At 62.3% G+C, this 12,207-nt stretch carries 13 protein-coding genes; all 13 read left to right on the top strand.

All coding sequences use genetic code 11. From position 1 onward, the window contains the following. Positions 1–410 (top strand): succinate--CoA ligase subunit alpha (locus GY725_15790; protein ID MCP4005652.1); only part of this gene is annotated, 410 nt, incomplete at its 5' end. Next, entirely contained in the window at positions 411–1,322 is a 912-nt protein-coding gene (locus GY725_15785; protein ID MCP4005651.1) for a sugar kinase, read from the top strand. A gap of 132 nt (positions 1,323–1,454) precedes the next feature. Beyond that, positions 1,455–1,967: a hypothetical protein gene (locus GY725_15780; protein ID MCP4005650.1), complete on the top strand. Its 513-nt coding sequence runs from the start codon at positions 1,455–1,457 to the stop codon at positions 1,965–1,967. A gap of 11 nt (positions 1,968–1,978) precedes the next feature. Beyond that, on the top strand, positions 1,979–2,758 hold the full coding sequence (locus GY725_15775; protein ID MCP4005649.1) for a tetratricopeptide repeat protein: 780 nt from the start codon (positions 1,979–1,981) through the stop codon (positions 2,756–2,758). Beyond that, positions 2,716–3,207, top strand: coding sequence for a helix-turn-helix domain-containing protein (locus GY725_15770; protein MCP4005648.1), 492 nt, complete (start codon positions 2,716–2,718; stop codon positions 3,205–3,207). The genes GY725_15775 and GY725_15770 overlap by 43 nt, the downstream gene beginning before the upstream one ends. A 117-nt stretch (positions 3,208–3,324) precedes the next feature. Then, complete coding sequence (gene mgtE / locus GY725_15765) at positions 3,325–4,668, top strand: magnesium transporter (protein ID MCP4005647.1); 1,344 nt, start codon at positions 3,325–3,327, stop codon at positions 4,666–4,668. A 24-nt stretch (positions 4,669–4,692) separates the two neighbouring features. Continuing rightward, positions 4,693–5,562: a DNA repair protein RecO gene (gene recO / locus GY725_15760; GenBank protein ID MCP4005646.1), complete on the top strand. Its 870-nt coding sequence runs from the start codon at positions 4,693–4,695 to the stop codon at positions 5,560–5,562. A 60-nt stretch (positions 5,563–5,622) separates the two neighbouring features. Next, positions 5,623–8,421, top strand: coding sequence for a pyruvate, phosphate dikinase (locus GY725_15755; GenBank protein ID MCP4005645.1), 2,799 nt, complete (start codon positions 5,623–5,625; stop codon positions 8,419–8,421). Further along, positions 8,418–8,867 carry a hypothetical protein gene (locus tag GY725_15750; GenBank protein MCP4005644.1) on the top strand — a complete coding sequence of 150 codons (450 nt, stop codon included), beginning with the start codon at positions 8,418–8,420 and terminating at the stop codon, positions 8,865–8,867. Before GY725_15755 ends, GY725_15750 begins: the two co-directional genes overlap by 4 nt. Positions 8,868–9,128: 261 nt before the next feature. Then, positions 9,129–9,683: an RNA polymerase sigma factor gene (locus GY725_15745; GenBank protein ID MCP4005643.1), complete on the top strand. Its 555-nt coding sequence runs from the start codon at positions 9,129–9,131 to the stop codon at positions 9,681–9,683. 144 nt (positions 9,684–9,827) lie between these two features. Further along, positions 9,828–10,064, top strand: a complete 237-nt coding sequence (locus GY725_15740; protein MCP4005642.1) for a hypothetical protein — start codon at positions 9,828–9,830, stop codon at positions 10,062–10,064. A 59-nt stretch (positions 10,065–10,123) separates the two neighbouring features. Then, positions 10,124–10,693, top strand: a complete 570-nt coding sequence (locus tag GY725_15735; GenBank protein ID MCP4005641.1) for an isoprenylcysteine carboxylmethyltransferase family protein — start codon at positions 10,124–10,126, stop codon at positions 10,691–10,693. Positions 10,694–10,808: 115 nt separating this feature from the next. Further along, a complete protein-coding gene (locus tag GY725_15730) occupies positions 10,809–12,041 on the top strand; it encodes an alpha/beta fold hydrolase (GenBank protein ID MCP4005640.1) in 1,233 nt (410 codons plus the stop codon). Positions 12,042–12,207 lie beyond the last annotated feature (166 nt).

The following is a 12,207-nucleotide window of genomic DNA, read 5'->3' as shown; positions in this document are numbered from 1 at the left end:
TGACCTACGAGGCGGTTCATCAACTGACCCAGATGGGGATCGGACAGTCGACGTGCGTGGGGATCGGAGGGGATCCGATTCCCGGGACCAACTTCATCGACACGCTGCGGCTCTTCCAGGACGATCCCGCGACGAGTGCAGTGGTGATGATCGGCGAGATCGGCGGTAGCGCCGAGGAAGAAGCTGCGGAGTTCGTCGCCAGCGAGATGAACAAGCCAGTTGCGGCCTTCATCGCGGGTGCAACCGCACCCCCGGGCAAGCGCATGGGACACGCCGGCGCGATCATCTCCGGCGGCAAGGGCACGGCTGAGGAAAAGACGCGTGCGCTGGAAAAGGCCGGGATCCCGGTCGCGCCTTCACCCGCCCTGATGGCCGAGACCCTGAACTCGATCGCACCGGACCTGAAGTAGTTGGCGAATAGCGATTCCCTGCTGGTCGTCGGTTCGGTGGCCCTCGATGATATCGAGGCGCCCGCCGGAAGTGCGAAGGGCGTGCTCGGTGGAGCGGCGTCGTATTTCGCGGTGGCTGCGAGCTACTTCGTCGATGTGCGCGCCGTCGGTGTGACGGGAAACGATTTTCCCCAGGAACACCTCGATTTCCTCGCCTCGCGCGGTATCGATCTGGCCGGTGTGTACAGCGCGGACGGCCCCACCTTCCGCTGGGGAGGTCGCTACCACGAGTCGATGAACCAGCGCGACACGCTGTTCACGGAACTCGGCGTGTTCGAGAGCTTCGACCCCAAGCTTCCCGAGTCGTATCTCGATTCCGATTGGGTCTTTCTGGCGAACATCCACCCGTCGCTACAACTGGGCGTGTTGGAACAGGTGCGCGCACCGAAGTTCACGGCGATGGATACGATGAACTTCTGGATCGAGGGCACGCTGCCGGAACTCGAAAAGACGCTGGCGAAGGTGCGCGGTCTGATCATCAACGATGAAGAAGCGATGCAGTTGACCGGCAAGAGCAATCTCGTCCTGGCGGCCGAGGAGATTCACGGCATGGGTCCCGACCGGGCCGTGATCAAGCGCGGTGAGCACGGGGCGTTGCTCTTCGACGAACACGGAGTCTTTACGGCCCCGGCGTTCCCGTTGCGCGAGGTGCAGGATCCGACCGGTGCCGGCGATAGTTTTGCCGGTGGTTTCATGGGGGCTCTGGCCCGCGCTGGCGCCGTCGATGCGGAATCCCTTCGCAGCGCGATCATCTACGGTTCAGTCCTGGCATCGTTTTGTTGTGAACGCTTCAGCCTGGACCGCTTCCGCGACCTGGAACGCTCTCAGATCGAAGAGCGTTTCGAGGCTTTCCGCAAGCTCACTCGTTTCTGAGGGGCACTGGCCCCAGTCCCATCTCCGGAATGCAGTTCTGTCCCGCAACTCCTCAAGCGGAGTGGTTTCCTGCCCGATACCGGAATTGAGAGGGGACTCGACGCGAGCGTCGGTGTTCGGAAGTGGAAGCCTATGTTCGCCAAGCAGGACGGACCGACAGCACTGCACGCGGACCTCGTGCGCGCACTCTCTTTTTCGAAGCGCCAGGTCGAGGTCGATACGCCCGAAGGCTCGGAACCGGCGATTGCGGCGCTCGCATCGGTGTGGAATGGCCGCAAAGGCTTCGTGGCGCTCGTGTTGCGTTTCCTGGAGAAGCCGCGGGTCGAACGCTACGTGTACCCCACGGCCATCACCAGCGAGGGCGAATTCTCGCACGCGACCGATGAGGGCCTGATCTTCGCCGAGAGTCTGGGATTCCCGATGGATCCGAAGGAATTTCGCGGACTGTCTGCCGATCTCCAGGTCCGGCGCCTGAAGAACTGGAACAAACTGCGAAAGGTGCGCAAGCAAAAAAGCAGCGCGAGTACCGCAAAGGCGGAACCTGAGCCACAAGGACCGGCAGTGCTTGGAAAAATCGCGCTCGAACGACGACGCAGCTCCGGTGGCTGGAGCAATCCGATCGAGCGCCTGCTCGCATTCTTCTGAGGGGAAAGACCATGCAGAAAATCAGCCTGATCATCACCGGACTCGTCCTCGCTCTCGCGATGGGTTGTGCCACTGTCGGCGAGTCATCGCTGATTATGTCGGATTCGCACCGCGATCTCGGCGACTCACATCTTCGGGCCGGAGACAATGAACGCGCGATTGGCGAGTACAAGCGTGCGCTCAACTACAATTCCAAAGACGCGAATACACACTTCGGAATCGCTGAAGCGTTCAAGCGCAAAGGGCACTACGAGGATGCCGTGCGCCATTTCGAACTCGCCATCAAGAGTGATCCAGATCACCAGTCGGCGAAGCTGAATCTCGGCGTGGTCTACATACTGGATGAGCGTTGGGGCGATGCGATCGAACTCTTCAAACGTCTTGCAGAGGATCCGAGTTTCATTCGTCCGTCGCGAGCCCTTGTCAACCTGGGCTGGGCTCAGTACAACTCCGGGGACTTCAAGTCGGCAAAGCACAGCTTCCAGCGTGCTCTCATTTCGGACCCGAACAACCACGTAGCGCATCTAGACCTCGGCATTCTCTACTACGAGGAAGGTTCGCTGGTGGAAGCGATCAGTGAGTTCAGTCAGGCCGCGGAGATCTTGCAGGCACGTACCGTGAAGAAGGGCTTTGGTCCGGTCGAAGCTGAGGTGCGTTTCAGAGCGGCACAGGCGCAGATCAAACTGGGCAAACGCAAACAGGCTCTGAAACAGCTCGAGATGGCGTCCAAACTGGGGGGGAAGGGCGAGTGGGGCAGGAAGTCGAGAGAGTATCTGGACGTGCTTCGCTGAACGTGCCGGGCGCCGTCGTTGCGGTGCCCGATGAGGAATTCGGTCCCTGGTTCGCCCGGCAGCGTGTGGTTCGCGGAATATCCGTGTACTTCGTTGCAGCACGCACGCGTCTTACGCCCGGCCGCGTAGAGGCAATCGAGAGCGGGCAAGAGCCACTCTCGTTCGACGGGCAGGGGCGTGCGCTCGCACGACATCTTGCGGACGCGATTGGCGCCGATCCCCAGGAAGCGGCCGCACATCTGATCGGCCCCCGTCGACGCTCGCGACGGTTGCCAGGCTTCAGCTCTCCCTGGACTCTGTGGGGCGTTCGCGCCGTCGCGGTGTTGCTGGTGAGCGCTGTGTTCTGGCTCTTCGGGGCCTGGTTGCTGGCGGCCCCGGAGCAGGAACACCCTTCGCTCGTCTATCGCAACGACTACATTCACAAGCTCCTGGACGCTCCCGACCGCTAACCCGGTCCTACTTGTGTTGCGCGCCGGTCTTCGCGATTCTGTGGGCGGTTTTGAGTACCTGCGACCCAACAGAGGCGGAGCCCCGCGCCCGGTGCGAGTGCCTGTCTTGGAGACGTCATGCCGGACCGCCGGGGAAACCTGCTGCAGGTCAGCCTGCTACGGCTCGTGCGCCGAGGCGCATGGGGGCATGCCGGACGTCTTCTCGAGAAGAGCCATCCGGCTGACGTAGCACAGGTTCTCGATCGGCTGACGCCAGCGGACTGCACGGCGGTCTTCAATCTGATCCGCTCGGCAGAGGTTCGCGCGGAAGTGATCGCGCTGATCGAGTTCAGCGCCCGTGCGGATCTACTCCTGGCTCTGGAGCCGGAAGTCGCTGCGGGCATCGTGTCGCACATGCCGGTCGACGATGCCGCCGAACTCCTGCGCGAACTTCCGCGCGCAACCGCGGACTCCGTGCTCGGTTGTATGGGAGAGGATGCCGAGGAAGTTGAAAAACTGCTCGGTTACGCCGACGAAACCGCCGGTGCGATCATGTCGCCGGAGTTCCTGGCGCTGGACGAAGATCTCAATGCCATGAAGGCGATCGAGCGGGTCCAGCAATACGGCTCGCACGAGGCCAGCTTCTACGTGTACGTGGTCAATGATCACGGTCACCTCGTGGGCGTATTGTCCCTGCGCCAGCTGATCATGCAGCCGCCCGACAAACTGCTCCGCGACGTGATGACTATCGACCCGATTCGGGTTTCCACCGACGACGACCAGGAAGATGTGGCTGCCGTCGTCGCGCGTTACGACCTTCTGGCGGCACCCGTAGTCGACGTCAGCAACAAGCTCGTGGGCGTGGTGACCGTCGACGATGTCATCGATGTTCTGCGCGAGGAAGCGACCGAGGACATCCTGAAGCTCGCCGGAACCACGACCGAGGAGGTGACTTCTCCGGGGATGTTCCGCGGAGCCTGGATCCGCTTCCCCTGGCTGGCCGTGGCGTTCGTGGGCGGTTTTGCGGGCATCCACCTTCTTTCGCGATTTGAAGACATCCTGACCGAGACCGTGCAGATCGCGTTCTTCCTGCCCATCATTCTGGCCATGGGCGGCAATGTTGCCAGCCAGTGTTCGATGGTCGTCGTGCGCGGTCTTTCGACGGGGCGTCTCGAGGTCGCTCACCTGGGGCGCGTCATCGGTTACGAGGTCGGCGCGAGCCTGCTGCTTGCGCTGGTGTTTGCGATGGGCCTGGCGGCCTGGGCAGTGGCTCTCGGCTATGGCGATCAGAATTTCCCACTCGTCGTCGCGTTGGGGATCTTTGCATCGATCATGATCGCGGCCACGTTCGGCACGCTCTTGCCGCTGGTGTTCACGCGTCTGGGTGTGGACCCGGCGATCGCTTCCGGTCCCTTCGTCACGACTTCGACTGACGTCGCGGGCATCCTGGCTTTCTGCGGGATCGCCTACACGTTGCTCTGAGCGGATTTCCGAAGCGGGGTTCGAATGCCTGTCGAGTACCGAACGCGTGCATTGGTGTTGAGAACCTTCGATCAAGGTGAGTCCGATCGCCTCGTCCATCTGTATACGGCGACACAGGGCCGGGTCTCGGCCATCGCGAAGGGCGCACGTCGTTCGAAGCGGCGTTTTCCGGGAACGCTCGAGATCTTTTCGATACTGGACGTGCGTCTTGTGGATCCACCGCGCTCCTCGCTGATGCGCCTCGAGGGAGCGCGCCTTGCGCGACCCTTCGAGACACTCACACACGATCTGGGTCGCTACGCGCTTGCTTGCCTGTTCTGTGAACTTCTCGATCGCTTGACCGGCGAGCACGAGGCGAATCCCGAGCTGTTTCAGTTCGCCGAGGGCGTGATCGATGTCATCAGCGATGAAGCTCCCGATCTTCTGCTCGCGGTACTGCTACTCACCAAGACGCTCGCGCGTCTGGGTTACAGACCTCAGCTCTTGAATTGCTCCCGTTGCGCCAGCGAACTTCCGGCCAGCGGTCCGCCCGTCGGTTTTGAGGCCCGCGAGGGGGGGGCGGTGTGTCGCGACTGCTGCGTGCCCGAAGCGGCCGAGGTTCCCCTGCGCTTGCTGAGGGGGATTGCGGCCGGTATTCGCACCCCCCTGCGCGACCGGAAAACGCTCGGCCTGAGTATCGAAGAGGCTCGGCATGCGGATGCGCTGATGTCGAGATTCTCCAGGTTTCACGTAGGTTTGGAGATGAGGTCCGAGGCTTTTCTTCGCTTCTCACTGGACCCCCGACGCCTTGACGCCGGGGCCTCCCCCGTACAGAATGCCGCCAACTGCATGCCGCGTTCGGGTGGGGTCGTGGCAGCGCTGGATCCTCTTCGCGAGGCTGACGGCGGGACGTGAACAACCTCTGATCACGCGGGCTTGCCCCGAAATATCTGAATCCTGTTACGGGAGTCGAGAATCGCCGTGGCCAAGCGAACCAGCAAGCGAACCTCTGGAGCAGCCAAGCGCACTTCGAGTCGGACGAAAAAGGCCGCCAAGCCTTCGCGCCGCAAGAGTGTGACGCGCGCGAAGACCGCCCGCGCAAAGACGTCGTCCAAGCGGGTGTACTTCTTTGCCAAGGGGCGCGCCGAGGGCAAGGCATCGATGCGCAACCTGCTCGGCGGCAAGGGTGCGAATCTCGCAGAGATGACACGTCTTGGTGTTCCTGTTCCCGCCGGTTTCACGATTTCGACGGATGTCTGCAACGAGTTCTACGCGAACCGACGCCGTCTCTCGGCCGCGCTCAAGGCCGAAGTGCTCGCGCAGCTTCCCAAGGTCGAAAAGGCCATGGATGCCCGCTTCGGTGATGCGAAACAGCCGCTCCTGGTCTCGGTCCGCTCCGGCGCCCGAGTCTCGATGCCGGGCATGATGGATACGGTTTTGAACCTGGGCTTGAACGACAAGACCATCGCAGGCCTGGTCAAGGAAAGTGGCGATGAGCGTTTCTCCTACGACTCGTATCGTCGCTTCGTCCAGATGTACGGCGATGTCGTGCTCAAAGTCGAACACGGTTTGTTCGAGGCGGCTCTGTCGGCAAAGAAACTACGCCGCGGTGTCGAAGAAGACACCGCACTGAGCGCTGAAGATCTGGCGGATCTCGTGACCGAGTTCAAGCAGATCGTGCGCAGGGAAACGGGCAAGGACTTTCCCGAAAAGCCATTGGATCAGCTCTGGGGAGCGATCTCTGCAGTCTTCGACTCGTGGCATACGCCGCGAGCTGCCACCTATCGCAAACTCAATTCGATTTCGGAGGAATGGGGTACCGCGGTCAACGTGCAGGCGATGGTCTTTGGGAACCTGGGCGATGACTCCGCCACCGGTGTCGCCTTCACGCGAGATCCTTCGACCGGTGAAAAACGCTTCTTTGGTGAGTATCTGCCCAAGGCCCAGGGCGAGGATGTCGTTGCGGGGATCCGCACCCCGCATCCGATCACCAAGGCCGAGCGCAAGCCCAAGGGTCCACCGTCACTGCAAGAAGAGATGGCCACCAGCTTCCGGGAGCTCGATCGCACGGCCAAGCTGCTCGAGAAGCACTACACCGACATGCAGGATCTCGAGTTCACGATTCAGAGGGGTCAGCTCTGGATGCTGCAAACACGCAGCGGCAAGCGCACTGCACGCGCCGCGGTGAAAATCGCCGTCGATATGACGCGCGAGCGACTCATCAATCGAGAGACTGCAATCCGCCGGGTAGATGCGGATCAGCTCGACCAGCTATTGCATCCGACTCTGGATGCATCCGCCGCTCCACCGCCGATCGCACAGGGTCTGCCAGCTTCTCCGGGCGCTGCCAGCGGGCGCATCACATTCAGCGCCGACGAGGCAGAGGCAGCAGCGGAAAACGGCGAGGAAGTCATCCTCGTGCGCCGTGAGACGTCTCCAGAAGACATCCACGGGATGAACGCTGCGCAGGGCATTCTGACCGCGCTCGGCGGCATGACGTCGCATGCGGCGGTCGTCGCGCGCGGCATGGGAAAGCCCTGCGTGAGCGGTTGCGCCGCGCTCACAGTCGATTCGGAAAAGGGCCTGGCGCGCATTGGTGAGATCGAGCTGACCAGTTCCGATGTCATCACCTTGGACGGTACGACCGGTTTCGTTTTCAAGGGCAAGCTGCCAACCGTGCAGGCGGAACTCGGCAAGGACTTCAAGACGCTCATGAGCTGGGCGGACGGTTTCCGCAGACTGAAGGTGCGCACCAACGCCGATACACCGGCAGACGCCGAACAGGCCGTGCGCTTCGGGGCAGAAGGAATCGGGCTGTGCCGGACCGAGCACATGTTTTTCCAGGCCGAGCGCATCCTGGCGGTGCGCCGGATGATCCTGGCCGAGACCCCCGAAGAGCGCGCACATCCGCTCGAGCAGATTCTGCCGATGCAACGCGACGATTTCTTCGGGATCTTCCGCGCCATGGCCGGACGTCCAGTCACGATCCGCCTACTCGATCCACCCTTGCACGAGTTCTTGCCGCATACCGCCGAGGAGATGACGCAACTGGCGAAAGACCTCGATATGCCCGAGCTCGAACTTCGCCGCAAAGTCGAGTCGCTGCGCGAGTTCAATCCAATGCTGGGACATCGAGGTTCGCGCCTGGCGATCACGTATCCCGAGATCTACGAGATGCAGGTGCAGGCGATCATCGAAGCGGCGTGCGCCTGTGCCGCCGAGGGGATCAAAGCCCGGCCCGAGATCATGCTGCCTCTGATCTCTTCGCACCGCGAGCTTGCGCGACTGCGCGTGCTCGTCGATGAAACGGCCCGCGCGACCATGAAGAAGAGCGGGCGCAAGATTCGCTACCAGATCGGCACCATGATCGAAGTCCCGCGCGCCGCGCTGGTGGCCGACAAGATCGCGGAGACCGCGGAGTTCTTCTCGTTCGGGACCAACGACCTCACGCAGATGACGATGGCTCTGTCGCGCGACGACGCGGGGCGTTTTCTGCCGACATACGTGGACACGGCATTGATGGACGATGATCCATTCGTGACGATCGACCGGGGTGGAGTGGGTGAATTGATGAAGCTGGGTCTCGAACTGGGCCGCAAGACACGGGCCGACCTGAAGGTGGGCATCTGTGGCGAGCACGGAGGCGAACCTCGATCGATCCGTTTCTGCGAGGAACTCGGGCTCGACTACGTCAGCTGTTCGCCGTTCCGTGTGCCCGTCGCGCGACTGGCGGCCGCCCAGGCTGCGCTCGACAACAAAGGGCGCCGGCGTTGAGCCGACTCGCGAGTGGTCTACTGCCGCTCGTGGTCTGCGCCTGTTTCGGCGCGAGCATCTCGCGTTCCCCCGTTCCCGAGGCGGAGGCGATCGGTTTTCACGAACGTGCCAGGAGCTTCTACCAGGCGCTGGAATCGGTTCCTCTGGACGCGCTGGTCACCTACGAGGACCCCGAACTGAAGACCTATTTCGCCGGTCCGGCGGCTTTCGCCGACTACTACTCGAGCCTGGCCGACGCCGTGAGGTCGCTGAATTTCCGAGACGGGCGAGTCGCATCCCTGGAGATCCAGGAATTCCGCTTCGAACGGCCGGATTTCGCGCGTGTGGAGTTGCGCATCTCCGGCAAACACCAGAGGCGGCTGCGCTTCTGGGAGATGGAGATGCACCGCACGGACTCCTGGCGTCGTGTGGATGGCGTCTGGCTGGTTTCGCCCGACAAGTTGTAAGGGGCGTTCGTTTCGGCCTGCTGCGAGCGTCTTGGGGCGCTGAGACCTGCCTCCGAAGGGGCTTTAGCCCTCCAGAGTGAATCAATTTTGCCCTAATTGGGAAACAAGCTTCACTCCTGTTCTGGCTTCTTCGAGCCTTTTTCGTGGTTGCTTCGCCCCAAAAACGTCGTTGGGCTCCTCTGACGGGCGTCTGGGTGGCGGAAGTGTGTTGGCATGACGATTGCTGAACCCACATGCACCAATTCGAGGGTGGAGCCGGACTTGAAAGACACGGACCGAAAGATCGTAGATGCCATCAAGAGCGGAGACACATCCGCCTTTGAAGATCTGTACAACGGCTACTTCCGGCGGATCCTCAACTTCTCGATCCGAAAACTGGGCGACGCGGCCGAGGCCGAGGACGTCACCCAGGAAGTCTTCGAGGCCGTTTTCAGCTGTATTGGCCGCTTCGAGGGCAAATCCGACCTCGTCGTGTGGATCTACGGGATCACCCGAAACATTCTCAACAACCGACTCCGCCGTCGCGGTGGCGTGCGTCTGGTTTCGATCGACGATATTCCGCCCGAAGCCGCGCCCGTCGACATGGGGCCCGGTAATCGCGCCGAGGCTCGTCAGATGCTCGGCCGGGTCCAGACGGCTATCGACCAGCTGCCCACCGAGCAGCGCCGTATCCTGGAGATGCGACACGCAGGACGCATGCCGATTCGCAAGATCGCGCAGCTGACCGGTCGCAGTGAGGACGCGGTGAAGTCGAGTCTCTACCGCGCTCGCCGAACGCTCGCCGCCCAGCTCCCAGCCGGCGCTCCTGCGTTCTGAATAGGCCTTTGGAATCGGGCCTTTAGGCCTTCTTTTTCACTATTGTCGCACTCTTATGCGACACCTTCGCTCAAGCTCGCCTACTCTATTGACGATGGGGTTGTTCCGCGGTTGTAATCCGCGTGCCGCATCGGAGTCCGGCCAATGAGCGATACACGCGACAAGACCACAAGTCTCGATTTCTCCGCTGTACACGCACTGGAGACCCGCTACGCCAGTTCCTTCTGGGACGGTGTCGAGGTCGAGGTCGAGGCGCTGGATGTGAGCGACTTCCAGGAGTTCCTCGAGTCGGACGCGTTGCCCATCGAGCCCCACGAGGGTTTCCGAAAGCAGCTTTCGGGCTATTTGAAGGGCCTGGTCCGCGCCCGCTTTTCTCACTAGCGAGCCTTCTTCGCCCAGCGCGTTTGCTCGACGGGGCGCCCGAGGCTACCTCTTGGGCCATGGCTCGGCTCAAGAAGCGACTCACACCCCGTTTACTGGCCGTTTACGCCGCAGCTCTGGCGGCGATCTGGTTCAGTGAGCCCACACCGGGCTCGCTCGCGCTCGGATTGCTTCCGATCCTCGCGGGTGAAAGCCTGCGCCTCTGGGCGACCGGACATCTGCACAAGAACGACAACCTGACGGTGACCGGGCCGTTCGCCTATGTGCGTCATCCGCTGTACCTCGGGACTTTCCTGATCGCTGTGGGCTTTCTGATCATGGCGGGCAATTCGTGGGCTTATCTGATGTTCACGGTATTGCTGCTCGTGTTCTTCGTCTACTACATGCCGTACAAGGATCGCATCGAGAGCGCTCGCCTCGAATCGCTGTATGGCGATGCCTACCGGCGCTTCGCGATCGCCGTTCCTCGACTGCTTCCGCGTCTCCATCCATACGAGCCGCTCGAAGCGGATCGCGGAAGCGAGACGGCCTGGCGCATGACGCGCTTCGCCGACAATAACGAGACCGGTACCGCTCTGGCTGTGACGGTGGGCATGGTGGCGATGGCGCTCCGCTGGGGTCTCGGCTGAGCCGTCGGCGCAACGGTAGATCGTGGGACAAGCGGTAAGTTCTCGATTGAAGCGTGCGGATCTCTTCGCGCCTGGTGTTCGCGTCCTGAATCGAGGGGGCTTCGCGAATCCTGACGTGCTGAAGATCCAACCGGAGCACGGACCTCCGTTGATCGTCAAGGACTACAGTCAGCGCTCGTTCTGGGTGCGGCATCTGCTTGCCCCGCTCTTCATCCGCCACGAACTCGCGATGCTCGAACGCTTGAAGGGTGTGCGTGGGCTGCCGGAACCGCGCGGACGCGTCGATCGACTGGCGTTCGCGATCGAGTGGCTCGAGGGCCGGCCACTGCAGCGTCGCTCGCACTACGCGACGCTGCCGTCGCACTTCTTCGATGCTCTACAGGAGATCCTGGACGAACTGGCGGATCGCGGTGTTCTGTACGTGGACCTGCGCAGCCCCAGCAATGTGATCGCAATGGACGACGGCAGTCCGGCGCTGGTTGATGTGGCGTCGGCGTTTCCGATTCCGGTTCCGAAAGCACTGCGGCGATTGATCGAGAGACGGGCATTGCGCAAGTTGCGCAGTCGCTTCGAAGCCAGGGAGGGGCGACTTGCGGTCGTTGAAGACCACGCCGATGACTCCGATCTGGATCTGGGGGGAGTGCGTCTGCGTTACCTGGACTGGGGGCGCCTCGACGATCCCGTACCCGCGGTGTTTCTGCACGACATCGGGCTCTCGTCCCGCGTGTTTGCTCCGATTCTGTCGCGCGCAAAGGACAACGGGAGACGCGGCATCGCCCCGGATCTGCCCGGTTTCGGGCGTTCGCGCGGGAAGCTGAAGACCCTTTCGCCTGGCGAAGCTGCGCAGTGGTTCGAGACTTGGGTCGACGCCATGCGGATCGGGCGTATAGACCTGATCGGCCACGGTTGGGGCGGGTTCGCCGCGCGAGCCCTTGCGCAACGCATGGGAGACCGGGTTCGTTTCATGATCACGATTGACTCGGCCCTGCTTCGCATCCCGAAAGCGCTCGCAGAACTCATCGAGTGTGCAGACAGCGACGATGTGCGGGCGAAGCTGCGCTCTCGCGTGCCTTCCAGTTATCCCGGCGAACTCCGTGCTGACATCGAAACCGCCGTCGAAAAATGCGACGGGCAAGCGCTCGCCCAGCTGCTGCGGGCAATTCCGAAAAGCGAACGCGCCGCTCTCGATCTTCCATGGCCCGATGTCGCCTGGCTCGTCGTCGACTCCGGCCTTCAGCCCGGCGCTGAGGATGAAGAGCTGCCGCGTCCACTCGAATGCGTCACCTGGAACGATCCCCTGACGGACGCGGACCGTCTCTGGAGCGAGTTGGCCAGGCGCATCCACTAGGGAAGCTCTGCACAGGGAGGCTGCGGCTGCGAAGCTCGATGCATCCGCCTGCGCTGCGTCGCGCGACCCTCTGCAGATCTACGGATCTGCGATCGGATCACGCTTCTTGCTCAGGCGGCGACTCCCGCTTCTCGCTCGAATCCTCCCTGTGCAGAGATTCCCTAGC

This window comes from bacterium (assembly GCA_024226335.1).
In the GTDB taxonomy this organism is placed as follows: Bacteria; Myxococcota_A; UBA9160; order SZUA-336; family SZUA-336; genus JAAELY01.
Note: the sequence above shows the minus strand (reverse complement) of the source record. Positions and strands in the feature narration are given on the sequence as shown.